Below are 17,204 nucleotides of genomic sequence, written 5' to 3' on the forward strand. Positions count from 1 at the left end.
GATATCGACGAGTGGGCGAACTTTTGGCTCGCCCACTCGCTTGACGATATCAATAATAGTCGAGCTCTTCGAACTTGGTGTCGCCGACGTTCACGTCGCCGAGCGTACGGAAGCTGATTCTCGCGCCGATCGACCAGTCGTTCGCGACATTGGCATCGGTATCGCGTTCCTGCTTGTAGACGATCGAGAACAGCGTGTCCTGATCGTCGTAGGTGATGCCGAAACCGTTGCGTGAGATGACATCCTTGTTGATGTCATAGGTGATCGCGCCGAACACCGACCAATAGTCGTGGAACCGGTAGGCGGCGGCGGTCTGGATTTCGTCCTGGTTGGACAGAGATCCGTAGAGCGGCTGCGCTTCGATGCGCGTATAGGTCATCGCGGCCTGCCAGGTCGTGCCGAGATAGCCGACGGTGGTATCGGCGCGGCGCAGCGACAGGTCCTTTTCGTCCAGGCGGCCGGAAACGCTCGCCATCAGACCTGACGGTGCGTCGATGCCGAACATGGCAACGTAGTCAGAGCTCTTGGTCTCAAGACCGGAATTCGCCCCGGCCTTGACCAGGTCGTCCGTCGCAAACGAGTTCAGGCCACCCAGATGGAACGACTGGCCGACGATGCCACGCAGGCCGTAGCCGCTGTCGAAGGTCCCCGTGTAGCGGAAGCCGACATTGGCGCGGGTGCCGCCCTCGATCCGGTCGAAACCGGAGAACTTGTCGCGGTCAAAGAGGTTCGTTGCGTCGAACACGAAGCTCTGCGCGTCTTCGTTCGGCAGGCCACCGGCATATTGCTCGTTCGGGCGCGCGTAGAGCTGTGCGATCGGCTCGACAACGTGACTGCTGTCCTCGCCGACGAACAGGATCGGGTAGCGGGCTTCGAGGCCTGCGGTCAACATGCGCCGCGTTGCCGCATCGCTCGTGTTGAAGTCGCCGGTATAGGCCGGACCCGGATTGTCCATGTTCAGCCCGATGGCATCGCCGCGCGCCGCCAGCAGCGGCGTGAGGACCAGGCCGCCCGGGGCGATGAAGGTGCGCTTCCACTCGAGCTCGCCGGTCAGGCGGTGCGAGGTGCCTTCTAGGCCGCGGAAGCGGACCACGCCCGGTTGGGTAAACGCGTCGAGCCGGTTGCGCTTCACGTTCGTGAAGTTGAACGTCGCGGAAAGTTCGCCGCCCAGCACGGGATCAGGCGCCTTGTAGGAATAGTCGAGGACCTGCGCCGCCGGCTGCTGGTTTTCCTCGATGCTGTTGGCGTCGGCGTCCTGAATGTCGAAGTAGAAGGCGCGCAGATCGAAGTAGTTCCGCTTGCCGAGCCCCGTCAGGTAGGCCTGGTTCGTATAGGTGGTGCCGTCGAACGTCGACAGCTCGTAGGTCTTGGCGAAGTTGGCGTCGGACTGGACGAGTACGTTCCAGCCGAAGGTCCAGCGCGGATTGATCTCGAACTCAGCCTTCGATGCGATCATGCCGCGATTGGTATGCATCGCGTCGACGGTGCCGGGCGTGAACTTGCCCTTATCGAGCTGGCTGATGCCGGCGAAGTTCAGCGTATGGAAGCCGTTGTGGAACCGCTGGCGGAATTCTCCCTCCAACAGGAAGCCCTGCCGCGTCAGGCCGGTCAGCGTGGCCGTCGCGTCCATATAGGGCGAGATCGCCCAGTAGTAGGGGACGCCGACACCAACACCAAGCTTTTGGGCCGAGCGGAACGTCGGGAACAGGAAACCGCTCTTGCGCTTGACGGTGTGGTCCGGCAGCTCCATGACCGGAATATAGGCGATCGGCTTGCCGAACAGCTCAAAGCGGGCGTTCTCCAGACGGATGGTCCGCGTGCGGCCGTTCTGGATGACGCGCTGCGCCTTGATGTGCCACAGCGAGCGATGTTCCGGCTTGGTCGAGCACGGCGTGCAAGCCGTATAGACGGCCTCGTTCAGGATGAATTCTTCGCCGTTCCGGCGCTCGCCGCTCGTGGCAGCAAGCCGCGTCAGATCGGTGGTTTCGATGCGCATCTGATCGAGGAAACCGTCCCCGAAATCGTCGGTGACATCCATCTTGTCGGCATAGACGACATTGCCGCCCGGCTCGATGAACTGGATTTCCCCGGATGCATAGATGCGGCCATTCTTCTGGTCGTACTCGACCTGACGGGCCACCATCTTGTAGCCGCCGTAATCGATCTGCACGTTGCCGCGCACGATCACTTTTTCGGCGTCCTTGTTGTAGACGAGCTCATTGGCGGACAGAAGCAGCTTGGCGTCTTCCGGCATGTTCGGGCGCAACGAATCGAGGCGGTCCGAAGCCTGCTGCGCCATTGCAGGCGCACTCATTCCCATGGCAAGTGTCTGCAGCGCCACGCCTGCAAGCAGGGCAGCGTTGATCAGCCTTATACGTTTGCGGTTCACTACCGCCACTAGCCATCCTCCTGATTTAAAAGAATCGTCGAGCCCAGCGCCATCGCTACAACAACTGGCAACCAGGCTGCAACGAAAGGAGGCACAATGCCGCTGCTCCCGAATGCTTTGACAAGCACGGTGACGACATAAAGCACGAAGCCTGAAAGGATGCCACCGAGAATTACGGAGCGCGATTGGTTAAACCGGCTAAATTTCAGCGACACGCAAGCGGCGATCAGCGTCATGGCGACGAGCAGCAGCGGCAACGACAACATTGAGTGGAATTGAGTTTCCATGCCGTTGGTCGAAAAACCGAAGGAGCGGGCCACTTCGATCTTGCGCGGCAGGTCGAAAAACTGAATGGAATCAGCCTTTGCAAGGCGTTCCTGAACAAACTCCGGCTTAAGATTGGTGGCCAGCTGTGCTGTTTTCAAACGTTGCGGAAGCTGTCCGTTGCGCGTTTCCGTGACGTCGTTAAGAAGCCAGTAACCATCTTCGAGTTTCGCCGATGCCGCATCCTGTCTCAGAATGATCGTGCCCTGTGGATCAAAGTGGATGACGGTGACGTTGAGAAGCGTCGTGCCGTTGTCCTGAACCGAGCGCGCGCCGATGATCGTGTCCGTGCCATTATAGATCTGCCGCAGCCACGGGATCGAGCCGGCATCGGCGTTCCGCGTGGAGCCCCATTCGGCCAAAAGCGCCTCGCCGCGCTTCGTTCCCCAGGCAGCAAGCGGGTTGAGCGCCACGACCGCCAGCACGCCGAAGAGGAAGGAGCCGAGGATGAAGGGCCGCAGGAACTGCCAGACGGAAATACCGGCTGCGCGGGTCACGACCAGCTCGTAGCGGCGGTTGAGCGAAATCAGCGCCGCCATGGCCGAAAACAGCGCGACGAAGGGTATCGTCTGCTGGAGGATCAGCGGGATCCGGAGCGCGGTCATCAACAGGGCGCCGGAGATACTGTAGCGCGGCAGGTTTGCCAGCCGGCTTGCCTGTTCGCTGAAGTCGATGATGAACACCAGCGAGAAGATCCCGACGAGGAACCAGAACGTCGTGATCACGTAGCGCATGAAGAAGTAGCGGCCGAGCGTGCCCATCATGACGGCTGCCCTTTCTCGGCGTCAGGCCGCATCAGGCGCAGGCGAACCAGGAGTTCCTGCAGCTTTTCCTGCCCGGTCATCGGAATGTCCAGTCGCCTGTTGCTGACGAGCTGGTGAATGCAGAGGGCGCCCGCCATCAGCGGCACGGCATACATCAACGGCACGAACCACACGGAGTCCTCGGCGCTGTTGCCGGCATAGAACGTCATCCAGCGGATGAGCAGGGCCGTGCCGAGCGCGCTGACCATCGGATGAAGCCGAGCTTCGCGGTGGGAGCGTGCGTCACTGCTGAAGACCAGCGCAATCAGGCCGAAGAGAAGGGGGAAGGTCCATTCCGTGAAGCGACGGTTGAGCTCGGCGGTAAAGGCGAGCGGATTGTTCTTGTAGACGTGATCTTCCGGGTCCGGATTGATCAGGCCGGGAAGGTCGCGGTCCTTTGCCCGAATGGTCGCCTCGCGCGTCGTCTTGGTCATGTCGGCGAGATCGAAGGCGTAGGAGTCGAATTTGATGATCGACACGCTGCCGTCGGGGAGCTTGCGCTGCACTTCCCCGTCTTTCATCACCAGGGCCGAACTCTTGTCGTCGATGGCGCCTTCGCGGGCATAATAGACGAGCTCGAAGCTCGGATTGCGCGAATCGGCGACGAAGATGCCCTGCAGCACGCCGCCGCCCCGCCGCGCGCCAACCTGGACATAAAGATTGTCTGCGACCTTGCGGAAGGTGTTCTCCTGAACGACGGACGACAGCAGATCGGCGTTGGCGGTTGCCAGCATCTTGCGCAAGGCCATACGCGAATAGGGCTCGACGAAATTGTCGACCACGAAGGAAAGCACGCTGAGGCCCAATGCCAGGTAGACCACCGGCCGGATGATCGCCATGCGCGAGCTGCCGGCGGCGTTGAGGACCGTCAGCTCCGAATCGGTGTTCATCGTCGTCAGCGTCTGCGTGACGCCGATTACCAGCGCAAACGGCAGGATGATCGTGATGACGGAAGGCAGGATGAGGGTCGCCACCTTGGCGAAGGCGAGCACGGATTGGCCGTTGTCGGTGACGAGGTTGACGTTGGTCAGCGCCTGAGTCGTCCAGGTGATGCCAAGCAACGGCAGGAGCGTCGCCAGGAACATGATCACGGCACGCCGGAATATGTAGCGTTCGATCAGCTTCATGCCCGTGTCCGGTCCAAAATCCTGCTCATGTTTCTGTTCCGGCGGCGGTAACGAACCGGGCTTTTCCCGTGTCCGCAAACCGAAGCCCGGTTCTTAGCCAACTCATCTCGTGCCGCCCGAATTGTGTAGCAACAGGGATAATTTAAGGCGAAGAACCTCGGTTAACCGCATGTAAACATCTGCGGGCATCTTGCCAAGCGGTTGAAAAGCGAGAAGGGTGCCGACCACAGCTTTGACGGTGGCGAATGATGCGAATATTTGCCACTGTAACCGCCCGGTAACAGGCGGCTTGCCATAGGCCCTGCCGTGTCGTCCGGATGCGTTGTGCGGCCTCGATCCCCTTGGCCTGATGCTCGACCCCTGTGGAAAGATCCATTCGATCCAAAGGGTTGCGCCAGATCAGGAATACCCGGAGTTTTCAATGTCGATGAAGTTTGAGTTCACCTTTGCCAAGTCCCATAAGCCGAGCGGTGGCGTCGCCGTTCTGCTGAAGAGCGCGGGCGCGTCGGCGGCTGCCGGCGCCGATGTCGCCGACCCCGAGAACGTCGTCGCAAGGGCGGCGAAGATCAAGAAGTTTACCGGCAAGGCGTTCTCCTCCCTCGACATCGTCGCGCCGCACGGTTCGCCGGCCGATCGAATCGTCGTGCTCGGCCTTGGAGATGCGGATGCCCTGACCGACCACGACTGGTTGAAGGCGGGCGGAGCTGTGGCTGCGAAGCTTGGTTCGGCCGACAAGGTGACGGTCTTCATCGACGCGCCCGAGGTCAACGTGACCGGCAAGGCGGCCGCCGACTTCGCGCTCGGCATGGAGATGAATGCCTACGCCTTCGACAGCTACAAGACCAAGAAGGCCGACGACGACGCGAAATCATCCGGCAAGCCGACCAAGGTGACGATCGTCACCGGAACGGTCATCGCGGCGAAAAAGGCGTTCACGGCGGCGCAGGCCGTTGCCGAAGGCGTGTTTCTCGCCCGTGATCTGGTGAACGAACCGGCAAACGTGTTGGGCCCGGTCGAGTTTGCCGCCAAGGCGAAGGAACTGGAAAAGCTCGGCGTCGAGGTGGAGATCCTCACCGAAAAGGAAATGAAGAAGCTCGGCATGGGCGCGCTGCTCGGCGTTGCACAGGGCTCGAGCCGCCCGCCACGCCTCGTCATCATGCAGTGGAAGGGCGGCAAGTCCAAAGACCGTCCGCTCGCCTTCGTCGGCAAGGGTGTCGTCTTCGACAGCGGCGGCATCTCGATCAAGCCTGCCGCCGGGATGGAGGAAATGAAGGGCGACATGGGCGGTGCTGCTGCAGTCACCGGCCTCATGCATGTGCTGGCTGCCCGCGAAGCCAAGGTCAATGCCATCGGCATCATCGGCCTTGTGGAAAACATGCCCGATGGCAGTGCCCAGCGCCCGGGCGACATCGTGACCTCGATGTCCGGCCAGACGATCGAGGTGATCAACACCGATGCCGAAGGTCGCCTCGTGCTCTGCGATGCGCTCTGGTACTGCAACGACCGCTTCAAGCCGCAGGCGATCATCGATCTTGCGACGCTGACGGGCGCGATCATGGTTGCACTGGCTACGCATCATGCAGGCCTGTTCTCCAACGACGACCGCTTGGCCGGGCAGCTTCTCGCCGCCGGCATCGCGACGCATGAGCCCCTGTGGCGCATGCCGCTCGGCCGGGAATACGACAAGATGATCGACAGCAAGTTCGCCGACATGAAGAATACCGGCGGCCGCCACGGTGGCGCGGTGACCGCGGCGCAGTTTCTGAAGCGCTTCGTCAAGGACACGCCCTGGGCGCATCTCGACATCGCCGGCACCGCGATGGGCGCGCCGACCGACGAGGTCAACCAGTCCTGGGGTTCGGGCTTCGGCGTTCGCCTGCTCGATGAACTGGTGCGGGCGAGCTACGAGGCCTGATCGGCAATGCCGGACGTGATGAAAGGCGGCAAACAAGCGGCATGACCGAGATCCTGTTCTACCACCTGACGGAATCGAAGCTCGAAGACGCGCTGCCGCCGCTGCTCGACAAGAGTGTTGAGCGCGGCTGGCGGGTGGTCGTGCAGACGACTGATGCCGAGCGGCGCGATGTGCTCGACACGCATCTCTGGGTCTACCGCGACGAGAGCTTCCTGCCGCATGGCACGGACGCCGGCGACTTCGCCGCGGACCAGCCGGTGCTGCTCGTCGCCGACGACGGCAACGCCAATGCGGCTACGGTCCGTTTCGTCATCGATGGCGCGAGCCCGCCTGATGTTTCGGCCTATGAGCGCATCGTCTTCATGTTCGACGGCTATGACCAGGAACAGCTCGAAGGCGCGCGCGGCCATTGGAAGCGGCTGAAGGGCGAGGGGCACAGCCTCACCTACTGGCAGCAGAACCGCGACGGCCGTTGGGAAAAGAAGGCCTGATTTTACAACATGTTCCGACGAAAAAGCCCGCGGCCGAGACCGCGGGCTTCTTGTTTCAGGCCCGTCCGCAAGATCAGTCGTGGAAGGCCTCGACGAACTTGCGCTTGCCGAGCATGAAGGCATCGGCAACATGCCGCAGCGGCGCCAGATCGACGTCGGACTTGCCGGCTTTGACGATTTCGGCGAATCGCCGGTAGAGCATCGGGTATTCCTGCTCCGGCTCCTCGTGCACGAGCTTGCCGTCGATGGAGAGCTTGGCGCCGCCTTCTGACAGCACCATCTCGCCTGCCGCGGTGCGGGCGACGATGTCCCAGCTCTGTTTGCCGGTTTGGCGCCAGTCGAATTCCGCCGTGACCGGCAGCTTTTGCCCGTCGGTGAAGGTGATGTTGGCGGCGATCGGCGCGTCGCGATTTTCAGGGAATTCCAGCACGGCCGAGGTTACGAACAGCGGGCGCGGCAGGATGTGGGTGACGATCGAAAGCGCGTTGATGCCCGGATCGAAGACGCCGAGGCCGCCGGCCGCCCAGATCCATTCCTGATTCGGATGCCAGTGGCGCACATCTTCCTTCCAGATGACTTGGACATCATCGATCGTCGTGGAAGTCAGGAAAGATCTTGCCGCCTCCACGGCCGGCGCGTAGCGCGAATGCCAGCTCGCAAACAGCGACAGCCCCTTCGATGCCGCCAGCGCCTCGAGGTCGGCGACTTCGCTGAGCGTCGCGCCGGGGGGCTTTTCCAGGAACACATGCTTGCCGGCGTCGAGTGCTGCGCGTGCTGCCTCGTAGCGATACTGCGGCGGCATGCAGAGCGACACGGCTTCGATCGCAGGAACCGCCTCGAGCATCGCCTCGATCGATTTGAAGTTGTCGATGCCGTCGACCGTCCCATGCCGGCTTGCGGCGGCGATCAGCTGGTAGTCGCTGTTCCTGGCGATCGCCGGCAGGTGCTGGTCACGAACGATCTTGCCGATGCCGACAAGGGCAATTTTGATGGGGGCCATGGTGTTCCGCTCAATTTGTATGACTTATTGCCGGTTCTTGTAGCAGATTGTGCACTTGGGGCAAGCCGCCGCTCCAGCGCCGGTTCATGACGTCGATCTCGACGAAATCGACAGATTGTCATTCCCTCTCAACGCCGCCGCACTAACTTTACCAGCGGACTGCGGGTGCCGTCCCGTCAACCGGACTGACAATCGGGCGATCTGAGCGCCCGAAAGGGAGTGAACGATGCAGCAGCAGATCCGTCGGGCAAGCCGAGCCGAACTCGACGTCATGATCGAGTGGGCCGCGGAAGAGGGGTGGAACCCCGGCCTCGGCGACGCGGGGCCTTTCTGGGCAGCCGACCCCGAGGGCTATTGGGTGGCGGATGGAGAGGGGGGGCCGGTCGCCGCGATCTCGCTGGTGCGGTACAACGAAAGCTTCGGCTTTCTCGGCGTCTTCATCACCCGGCCGGACCATCGCGGCAGGGGCATCGGCCGGCAGCTGTGGCAACAGGCGATGTCGGTTGCCGATCGGCGCATCGTCGGTCTGGACGGCGTGGTCGCGCAGCAGGAGAACTATAGCCGGTCCGGCTTCGCTTACGCCCACGCGAACATCCGCTACGGCGGCATCATCGACGTGGTCGAGCCGCCGGGCGCGGATCTGCTGGAGGTCGCGCCGGTGCATATGCCGCTCCTCATCGACTATGATCGCCGCTTCGTCCCGGCGCGTCGCGAGGTGTTTCTGCGCGAGTGGCTGAAGGCGAGCGACGGGCGGCGCAGCGTCTTGCTGCTGCGCGATGGCGCGGTGGCGGCCTATGGGACGATCCGGGCCTGCCGCAACGGCTTCAAAATCGGGCCGCTCTTTTCCGACACCGAGACCGGCGCCGATCTGGTCTTTCGCAAGCTTGCCGCCGGCGTCAACGGCAGCGAAGTATACGTCGACATCCCTGAACCGAACGCCTCGGCCAAGGCACTTTGCGATCGCTACAATCTCAAGCCCGTGTTTGAGACCGCGCGCATGTATCGTGGGCCGGATCCGGGGCTGCCGCTGGCGCGAATCTACGGAATTACCACTTTCGAGCTGGGCTGACGGAGGGGAGGCGACGGCGGGGCCGGCTTCTGTCAGCCGGCCATCGCGTCTTCATATTCGGCGGAAAGTTCGAGCCATTGCTCTTCGGCATGCGTGAGTTTCGCTGCCGCGTCGGAGCGTTCCTTGGCCTTTTGTGCAGCCTTGGCCGGCGACTTTTCGTAGAGCGCCGGATCGGCAAGTTCCACATCAAGTGCCTGAATCAGTTTCTCCAGCTTTCCGGTCAAGGATTCGATTTCATTGATCTTCTTGCGGAGCGGCGCCAGCGAGGCGCGCTTGTCGGCATTGACCTTGCGCTGGTCCGCCTTCGAAAGGCTGTCGTCGACGCCGGTCGGCCTCGGTTTCTCGTCCTTCGCCTTGGGGCCACCGACGATCAGGCTGCGGTAATCTTCGAGGTCGCCGTCATAGCTCGTCACGGTACCGTCGCGCACCAGCCACAGCCGGTCGGCCGTCGCTTCGATCAGGTGCCGGTCGTGTGAAATCAGGATCACGGCGCCGGAATAGTCGTTGAGCGCGGTGATCAGCGCGTTGCGGCTGTCGATGTCGAGGTGGTTGGTCGGCTCGTCGAGGATCAGAAGGTTCGGCGCGTCGAAGGCGGCAAGGCCCATCAGCAACCGCGCCTTTTCGCCGCCGGAAAGATCCTTGGCGGGCGTTTCCATCTTTTCCGTCGCAAGCCCCATCTGCGCCACGCGTGAGCGCACCTTGGCTTCAGGCGCTTCCGGCATGCGCCGGCGCACGTGCTCGACAGCACTTTGCGTCGGGATCAGGTCGTCGAGTTGATGCTGGGCAAAGAAGCCGACCTTGAGATTGGGAGCGATCTTCAGTTCGCCCGCCTCTGGCGCGAGGCGACCCGAGATGAACTTGGCGAAAGTGGACTTGCCGTTGCCGTTCGAGCCGAGCAGCGCGATCCGGTCGTCCGTGTCGATCCGGAGGTTCAAGCGCTTGAGGATGGGCTTGCCGGGCTCGTAGCCGACGGTACCTCCGGTGACGGCGATGATCGGCGAAGCCGCTTCCTTCTCCGGATCCGGGAAGGAGAAGCCCTGGACATGATCTTCGATCACGGCCGCAATCGTGCCCATCCGCTCCAGTGCCTTGACGCGGCTTTGCGCCTGGCGCGCCTTGGTGGCCTTGGCCTTGAAGCGGTCGATGAAGCTCTGGAGGTGCTTTCGCGCTGCGTCGTTCTTGGCTTTCGCCTTCATCTGCAGCTCGTCGGCTTCCGCCTTCTGCCGCTCGAACTGGTCGTAGGGCCCACGATAGAAGGTGAGCTTCTTCTGGTCGAGATGCACGATGGCATTGACCGCGGTGTTCAAGAGGTCCCGGTCGTGGCTGATGATGATGACCGTGTGCGGATAACGGCGGATGTAATCCTCGAGCCACAGCGTGCCTTCAAGGTCGAGATAGTTGGTCGGCTCGTCGAGCAGCAGCAAATCCGGCTCGGAAAAGAGTACGCCCGCAAGCGCCACCCGCATCCGCCAGCCACCGGAAAACGACGAGGCGGGACGCAGCTGTGCTTCATGGTCGAAGCCGAGGCCGGCGAGAATGCTTGCAGCACGCGCTTCGGCCGAATGGGCGCCGATGTCGGCAAGCCGCGTCTGGATCTCGGCAATCCGGTGCGGATCGGTCGCGGTCTCGGCTTCGGCGACCAGCGCCGTGCGCTCCTTGTCCGCCTTGAGCACGATCTCGATCAGCGGTTCTTCTGTGCCGGGCGCTTCCTGCGCGACCTGGCCGATGCGCGCGTTTTTGGGTAGCGCGATCGTGCCGGCTTCCGACGCGAATTCGCCGGTTATGATGCGAAACAGCGTGGACTTGCCAGCGCCGTTTCGGCCCACGAGCCCCGCCTTCGTGCCCGCCGGAAGCGTCACGGATGCGTTTTCGATGAGGAGACGTCCCGCGATGCGGGCGGAAAGGCCGGAAATCTGGATCATTGCGGCCTTTTGCCCGGACTTGGCCGGGAAGGCAAGAGGCGTCGGCGTGCTGTTGCCACCGCTGTGGCGGGTCGGGAATTCAAGAGGTCATTGTTATCGATTTTTGAACAAGGCGTTCCGACAATCGATACTACACATCCTCATCGTGAGGGACCATCTCAATAACGGAAGGGCGGGGAACGCTCTTCTGACCGCCTCGATCGACCGAACGCCAGTGGCAGAGGCCCCGCGTTCCGAGGGACGACCGATCCGGCCAAGGACATTTTTGATGAAACCTCGTTCAGCCGAACGAGCCTCCCAGGAGTGAAGACCATGAAAACCGCAATCCAGACCGCTCTTTCCGCCGCTCTCGTTGCAACCGCTATCCTCGGTGGCGCTTCTGCTGCCTTTGCCGGCGGCAGCTACTATGAAGGCGTCAGCCCGACGCCGCTCTATACCGAGCGCACGCCGGCCGTCACCGGCAAGTCGTCCTTCACCATAGGCAGCTCCGAAGCCGGCTATGTCGATCGCACCAACACCGGCTCGGTCGCAAACTTCAGCGTCGCGCCGAAGAGCGTGATCGGCGGCGAAGGCGAATACTACCAGGGCATTTCGCGCTAACGGCGATGAATGAGGGGGCGCGGGTTTTGGCCCGCACCCCATTTCAAGGGATTTGATGGATCACCGTGATGATCCTATGAGGCGACCCCAAGCGCCTATGCGGGCCTAGTCCCCGACCTTCTACCTCCACCAAGGAACAGATTGATGAAGAAGTCCTTTGCCGCAATCCTCGTTGCGGCGGCCATGCTCGGCGGTGCGTCCGCCGCTGTCGCAGGCGGAAGCTACTACGAGGGTGTGAGCTCCACGCCGCTCTTTACCGGCCGCGCCGAAGCCTCCGCCGGCACCGGCGTGTCCGCGACCGCAAGCCGCGGCGACTACTATGCGGGCATCGAAGACAGATCCGTCGACAAGACGGCAACCGGCGCGATCGCCAATGGCGGCGCCAGGGCTTTCGGCGAGGCCGACCAAAACAAGCAGTAAGTCACGCCAGACGGTTGACCGAACAACCCGGTCCCGCCCACGCGGGGCCGGGTTGTTTCGTTTTGGCGTTGCCAAATGAGGTACATTGCCATGACAGAAAAAGTCGAAGTCGCAGAGCGGCTCTTCGAGCTCTACCACTGCGTTCATCGCCTGGTGAACGCATCGATGTCGGAGGAAGGCGTTTCGCTCGCGCGCAGCAAATTCCTGTTTTATCTGAACACGCTCGGCCCCTGTCGCTGCGCGGATATCGCCTCGGCGCTCGGCTTTGCGGCCAGAACCGTCACCGAAGCGATCGATGGCCTGGAGCGGGACGGCATGGTCCTGCGCGAACCGGATCCGGAAGACCGCCGCGCGAAGATCATCTCGATCACCGACCGCGGTCGGCTGGCGCTGGAGGCGGCACTGCAGCCGCGCCATCGCACGATCGATGAGCTGTTCTCAGCGCTCGACGATTGTGAACGCACCGAATTCTTCCGGCTGCTCGGCTGTCTGCGTGAAAGGGCGTCGGAAATCGACGAAAGCCGTCACCCGGACGCCGCCTGATTTGCAAGCGTCAAGCGGCGCTCTGGCCGTAGCCCCTGCCGCGGCCGAGGGCCGCCGAATAGCACAGGATGCCGGCGCCATCGCGTGCGCCGGCGAGGGCCTGCTCCGCCTGGGTCAGCAGATCGGCGCTCGTCGATGCCGGTTGCGCAAGGGTGATGCCGGCCGCAAGCGAAAGCGTCTCGGCCGTGTGCGCCCGTCCGGGGAGGGTGACCGTCAGTTCCTTCACCGACTGCCGCAGACGCCGGGCAATGGCCTCGGCATTTTCGGTGCTGACATGCCGGCACACGAAGGCAAACTCCTGCTGGCCCACGCGGGCGACGAAATCGTCCTTCTTGATCGACTTGCGAAACAGCGTCGAGAGCTTGGAAAGCGCCTTCGCGGCGACCGTGCCGCCGTGGTGCTCCGCCATTTCGCGCAGCCCTTCGACCGAGGCAAGAAGCAGGGCAACCGGCTGGTCTGCCCGTTCCGCTTCGAGGATCGAGTCGAGTTTTGCCGTCAGCGCCAGGCGGTTCGGCAGGCCCGTGGCCGGGTCGCGGGTCAGGGATCGCCGGCTTTCGGCAAGCTCGCCTTCGAGTTCGGCGAGATGTCTCATGCTGGTTTCCAGCGCCTGCTGGAGAGCGCCTTCTTCATTCGTCAAACGGCCAGCCGCTTCCCGCAGTCGCGCGGCGTCGTCGGCGAATTCGGACATGCCTGCAACGGGGTCCGTGGCCAGGCGGCCGGCGAAATGGTCCAGTTCATCCTTGAAGCTCTGTTTCTGCAGCAAGGCGAGCCTGAGCTTTCCGGCAATCTCGACAAGCGCTTCCTGGCCAGCGGCTCTCGCGCGGTCCGCGGCAAGTGCTGCATGGGAGATGAGGTGATGCCTGAGACCCAGGGCATCCAGCGCATCCTGCTGCGGGTTGTGCCCGAGTGCGGCGAGTTCGCGGGAAAGCTCCGGCAGGCGACCGGATAGCGCCTCGTAGACAAGCTCGTAATTGCGGGGCAGGGCCGCGATCCCGTGCGCCGACATCGCATGCGCCACCTTCAGAATGATCGCCGCCTGCCTCGCCTGCGATCGGCTGGCATCCGCTGGAACTTGCCTGTTCATTCTGTCGTGGCCCCCGGTCGCTTCTCGATCTCTGGATTGATAAGCCGCCACTATGAGAAGGCCGCATTTAAGGGAGTCTGAAGATTTCGAGCTCTGGGCGATTCCCGCCCGGTATGGTTGCTAAATTCCATCGGCCCTCCGTCCACCGCAACCGCATGTCGCGGGGGAATGGACGGTCGTCAACTGTCGCCATCTTTATACTTGACGCCTTTAGTCACCAATTATATTCGGCGCTGCTAAATCGGGCATCGAGCCCGGGCAAACAGCGACGGTCAAGCATGTCCCTCTCGTTCATTGCGGATCTGGCGAAATGGGGCGACCGGCCGGCGCTGCTCTTTTCCGGGCAACGGATCGTCACCTATCGCGAACTCCATGAGCGGGTCACCCGCCAGGCACTTGCCTTTCGCGGTCCGCGGGGGCTGGTAACGATCGAGGCCGAGCTTTGCGAGCATGCGATTGTCGCCTATCTGGCAGCGCTCGCCGCCGGGCATGCCGTCGCCATGCAAGCCCCGAAGAACGGCGCTGCCGGCTCCTGGGTCGATGCCTTCGAGCCAGACTTCGGCTTCCGTCGCATCGATGGCCGCTGGCGCACGGAGCATCTGCGACAAGGCGATCGGACGCCCCATGACGAACTGGCCGTCATGCTCTCGACATCGGGCAGCACCGGTTGCGGCAAGGCCGTGCGTCTCTCGCGGGAAAACATTTCCGCCAACGCTGTGGCGATCGCGGACTATCTCGGCCTGACGGCGGAAGATCGCGGCTGCCTGATCCTGCCGCTCCATTATTCCTACGGCCTGTCGGTGCTGAATTCTCACCTGGCCGTCGGCGCCAGCCTCTATATTCCCGGCGGCTCCATCCTCGATGCCGGTTTTCTCGATGGTCTCGCGGAAAGCGGAAGCACGAACCTCTCGGGCGTGCCCTACTCCTACGAGCTGCTGGAAAAAGTGGGCTTCCGCGACCGTCGCTTCGCCAAGCTGCGTTTCATGACTGTCGCCGGTGGCCGCTTGAGCGCTGATGTCATCCGACTCTACAACGACCATCTCGGCACCCAGGGTGTGGCTTTCTTCGCCATGTACGGCCAGACCGAGGCCACCGCCCGCATCGCCTATGTGCCGCCGGCTCAGCTTTCCGGCAACGAGGACAGGATCGGCGTCGCCATTCCAGGTGGACGCCTTCTGATCGTGAGCGAGAGCGGCGTGCCGATCGAAAGCGACGGCGTGGCTGGCGAACTCGTCTATCGCGGCCCGAACGTCATGATGGGCTATGCCATTTCACGGCATGACCTCTGCCGCGGCGCCGACCTTGCCGAATTGCGGACCGGCGACCTCGCCATGCGCCATGCCGACGGCCTGTTCCAGATCGTCGGCCGCATGAAGCGGATCTCCAAGATCGCCGGGTTCAGGATCGCGCACGATGTGCTGGAAGCGGGGCTCGAGGCGCGCGGCATCACCGCTGCCGTCGTCGGCGACGATGCCGGCCTTCACGCCTTTTACGCCGGCAGCCGCGATGCCGAAGAGATCAGGCGGCTCTTGGCGCAGGCAAGCGGGCTGACATTGGCCCACCTGAAGGCGACGCCCCTTGCCGAGATGCCGCGGCTTGCCAGCGGCAAGATCGATTACAACGCGCTGAACATGGCGGCCCGCCAGGCGGCGGCCAGTGGCGGTGATGATAACGGCGGTATCGAAGGGCTCTTTGCCCAGGTCTTCTATCCGAAGCGGGTGAAGCGGTCCGACAGCTTTGTCTCGCTCGGTGGCGATTCCTTACGCTTCGTTCAGCTGTCGATCGGGCTGGAAAAGGCGCTGGGGCAAGTTCCGGATACCTGGGAGACCTTGCCGATCGCCGAGCTATCGCTCCAGGAACGGCGCGAGACTGCCACGCGACGGATCGGCACGGACCTCTTGATCCGTGCGCTTGCCATTCTTCTGGTCGTCCTGCACCACGAGGTCCTGTGGCCGATCCCCGGCGGGTCGGCGGCAATGGTCGTTCTCGCCGGCTTCAGCCTTGCGCGCTTTCAGATGGGACCGCTGCTTGCAGGCGACGGCTGGGCGATCCTGCGGCCGCTCGCGCAGGTGCTGATCCCCTATTATCTGATCGTTGCGGCCTATGCGGTCGCCTGGGGTGAGGTGCCCTGGGCCTCGGTCTTTCTCGTCGGCAACTTCGGCGTGGCCCTGCCGGAAACGCACGGCATGGTGCCCTATCTCTACTGGTTCATCGAGGCCTATTGCCAGATGATGGTGGTCTTCGTCGGGCTCTTTGCCGTCCCGCAGTTTCGCCGTTTCGTGTCGGCAAAACCCTTCGCCGCCGGGATGGCCTTGCTTCTGGCCGCGCTTGTTACCCGTCTGGCGCTGCCACTCGTCTGGCCGATCGGCAATCGCCAGATCTTTACGCTGCCATGGATCTTCTATCTCGCCGTCATTGGCTGGTGCGCCGCCGTTGCGGAAACGGCCAGGCAGCGGCTGCTGTTGATGCTGGCCGGCACGGGGGCCCTCCTGTTCTTCGGCCTCTACGAAGGAGTCTGGATCGGCACGAAGATCAAATATCTGCTGCAGATCGCCGTCCTGGCAGCGCTGCTTTACCTTCCACGCGTCAGTCTGCCGCGCTGGTCGGCTCAGCTCATCCTGCCCCTGTCGGCGGCGGGTTTCCACATCTACATCCTGCACCGCTTCGTGCCGGAATTGCTGATGGTGCCGATGCAGCCGGCCTTGCCGCCGGCGGCTTTTTCGCTGCTGTCGATCGTCGGCGGCGTGGCGCTCGGCCTCGTCGCATGGCTCGGCCAGCGTCAGCTCTTGAAGAAGCTTACCGCATGGCGCGGGCGTGAGATCCGGCCACTGCGGCTGTTCGGCTTCGAGGCGTTACGCTCGCCGTTACGCCCACTGTGATCCTTGGGTCCTCAGAAACTGGGCCAGGTCCAGTATCAGGGACGGGCGCCCGAGCGCGGTGAGCGTCGCGTGCGCCTGACCGCGATGGTGGGTCTGGTGGTTGAAGAAGTGGCCGAGCGTCGGCGCCAGCCTCTGCGCGACGGCCGCCGGATTGGTGAGCGTTCTGTAGCTAAGCAAAGCGCCAAGGCGCTCGTCGCTGAGGTTGTCGATCCAGGCGATGATGCGTTCGTCCTCGGCCGCCCGCGCGGCGGTAAGCCCGGCGAGGTCCTCGTGCAGGGTCGTGTCGAGTGAAGCAGGGGTATTGCCCTCGCCTGTGAAGCGCTTCATCCAGATGCGGTCGGCAACGAGGATATGATTGAGGGTTGAAAGCAGTGAGCCGAAAAAGGCGCCGCGGTTTTCCCGCAATTCGGCATCGGTCAGCTCCGCAGCAGCAGCATAGACGAGGCGGTTCGCCCAGCGGTTATAATCGGCGAACATGCGAAAATGATCGAGCATCGGCTACCTTCCTGATGGCTGCGGTTGCGGATGGCGACGCTAACCCGGAACCGCATTCCTGTGTCTGATATCATTCATGAAATTTACTGATTTGATGACGCGGCGGATATGTCGTTCAAGAGGACGCCAATCGTCCCGGAGAG

14 protein-coding genes are annotated in these 17,204 nt (G+C 62.9%); 7 read left to right on the forward strand and 7 right to left on the reverse strand.

The window, feature by feature from the left end; translation table 11 throughout:
• Positions 1-49 precede the first annotated feature (49 nt).
• The 3 genes from ASE71_RS16860 to lptF are packed head-to-tail and all read right to left on the reverse strand — an operon-like array spanning position 50 to position 4,643.
• Entirely contained in the window at positions 50-2,398 is a 2,349-nt protein-coding gene (locus ASE71_RS16860; protein ID WP_060522125.1) for an LPS-assembly protein LptD, read from the reverse strand.
• Positions 2,398-3,477, reverse strand: a complete 1,080-nt coding sequence (gene lptG / locus ASE71_RS16865) for an LPS export ABC transporter permease LptG (RefSeq protein WP_034803924.1) — start codon at positions 3,475-3,477, stop codon at positions 2,398-2,400. Before lptG ends, ASE71_RS16860 begins: the two co-directional genes overlap by 1 nt.
• Positions 3,474-4,643 carry an LPS export ABC transporter permease LptF gene (gene lptF, locus ASE71_RS16870; protein ID WP_034803922.1) on the reverse strand — a complete coding sequence of 390 codons (1,170 nt, stop codon included), beginning with the start codon at positions 4,641-4,643 and terminating at the stop codon, positions 3,474-3,476. The genes lptG and lptF overlap by 4 nt, the downstream gene beginning before the upstream one ends.
• Positions 4,644-5,064: 421 nt before the next feature.
• On the opposite strand from lptF, the gene ASE71_RS16875 reads away from it, so the two are divergent.
• Together ASE71_RS16875 and ASE71_RS16880 are read left to right on the forward strand one after the other, a co-directional pair.
• Positions 5,065-6,558: a leucyl aminopeptidase gene (locus ASE71_RS16875; RefSeq protein WP_060522234.1), complete on the forward strand. Its 1,494-nt coding sequence runs from the start codon at positions 5,065-5,067 to the stop codon at positions 6,556-6,558.
• 41 nt (positions 6,559-6,599) lie between these two features.
• Positions 6,600-7,049, forward strand: coding sequence for a DNA polymerase III subunit chi (locus ASE71_RS16880; RefSeq protein ID WP_060522126.1), 450 nt, complete (start codon positions 6,600-6,602; stop codon positions 7,047-7,049).
• A 73-nt stretch (positions 7,050-7,122) separates the two neighbouring features.
• Here ASE71_RS16880 and ASE71_RS16885 read toward each other — a convergent pair whose 3' ends face one another.
• Positions 7,123-8,049, reverse strand: a complete 927-nt coding sequence (locus tag ASE71_RS16885; RefSeq protein ID WP_060522127.1) for a Gfo/Idh/MocA family protein — start codon at positions 8,047-8,049, stop codon at positions 7,123-7,125.
• 226 nt (positions 8,050-8,275) lie between these two features.
• Here ASE71_RS16885 and ASE71_RS16890 point away from each other — a divergent pair, with 226 nt between their 5' ends.
• Positions 8,276-9,118, forward strand: a complete 843-nt coding sequence (locus ASE71_RS16890; protein ID WP_060522128.1) for a GNAT family N-acetyltransferase — start codon at positions 8,276-8,278, stop codon at positions 9,116-9,118.
• A gap of 32 nt (positions 9,119-9,150) precedes the next feature.
• On the opposite strand, the gene ASE71_RS16895 is transcribed toward ASE71_RS16890, so the two are convergent.
• Positions 9,151-11,040, reverse strand: a complete 1,890-nt coding sequence (locus ASE71_RS16895) for an ABC-F family ATP-binding cassette domain-containing protein (protein ID WP_034803907.1) — start codon at positions 11,038-11,040, stop codon at positions 9,151-9,153.
• A 312-nt stretch (positions 11,041-11,352) separates the two neighbouring features.
• On the opposite strand from ASE71_RS16895, the gene ASE71_RS16900 reads away from it, so the two are divergent.
• The 3 genes from ASE71_RS16900 to ASE71_RS16910 all read left to right on the forward strand — a co-directional run bounded on the left by ASE71_RS16900 (position 11,353) and on the right by ASE71_RS16910 (position 12,603).
• The gene (locus tag ASE71_RS16900) at positions 11,353-11,640 is read left to right on the forward strand and encodes a hypothetical protein (protein ID WP_034803904.1); all 288 of its coding nucleotides are present in this window, start codon (positions 11,353-11,355) and stop codon (positions 11,638-11,640) included.
• Between the two features lie 144 nt (positions 11,641-11,784).
• Complete coding sequence (locus ASE71_RS16905; RefSeq protein WP_060522129.1) at positions 11,785-12,060, forward strand: hypothetical protein; 276 nt, start codon at positions 11,785-11,787, stop codon at positions 12,058-12,060.
• 90 nt (positions 12,061-12,150) lie between these two features.
• Positions 12,151-12,603 carry a MarR family winged helix-turn-helix transcriptional regulator gene (locus ASE71_RS16910; RefSeq protein ID WP_060522130.1) on the forward strand — a complete coding sequence of 151 codons (453 nt, stop codon included), beginning with the start codon at positions 12,151-12,153 and terminating at the stop codon, positions 12,601-12,603.
• Between the two features lie 10 nt (positions 12,604-12,613).
• Here ASE71_RS16910 and ASE71_RS16915 read toward each other — a convergent pair whose 3' ends face one another.
• A complete protein-coding gene (locus tag ASE71_RS16915) occupies positions 12,614-13,687 on the reverse strand; it encodes a GGDEF domain-containing protein (protein WP_060522131.1) in 1,074 nt (357 codons plus the stop codon).
• A 278-nt stretch (positions 13,688-13,965) separates the two neighbouring features.
• On the opposite strand from ASE71_RS16915, the gene ASE71_RS16920 reads away from it, so the two are divergent.
• Complete coding sequence (locus tag ASE71_RS16920; protein WP_060522132.1) at positions 13,966-16,566, forward strand: AMP-binding protein; 2,601 nt, start codon at positions 13,966-13,968, stop codon at positions 16,564-16,566.
• On the opposite strand, the gene ASE71_RS16925 is transcribed toward ASE71_RS16920, so the two are convergent.
• On the reverse strand, positions 16,552-17,061 hold the full coding sequence (locus ASE71_RS16925) for a DinB family protein (RefSeq protein ID WP_060522133.1): 510 nt from the start codon (positions 17,059-17,061) through the stop codon (positions 16,552-16,554). The two genes, ASE71_RS16920 and ASE71_RS16925, sit on opposite strands and share 15 nt — an antisense overlap.
• Between the last annotated feature and the right edge of the window lie 143 nt (positions 17,062-17,204).

Origin of the sequence: Ensifer sp. Root954 (genome assembly GCF_001429005.1) — a bacterium.
In the GTDB taxonomy this organism is placed as follows: domain Bacteria; phylum Pseudomonadota; class Alphaproteobacteria; order Rhizobiales; family Rhizobiaceae; genus Ensifer; species Ensifer adhaerens.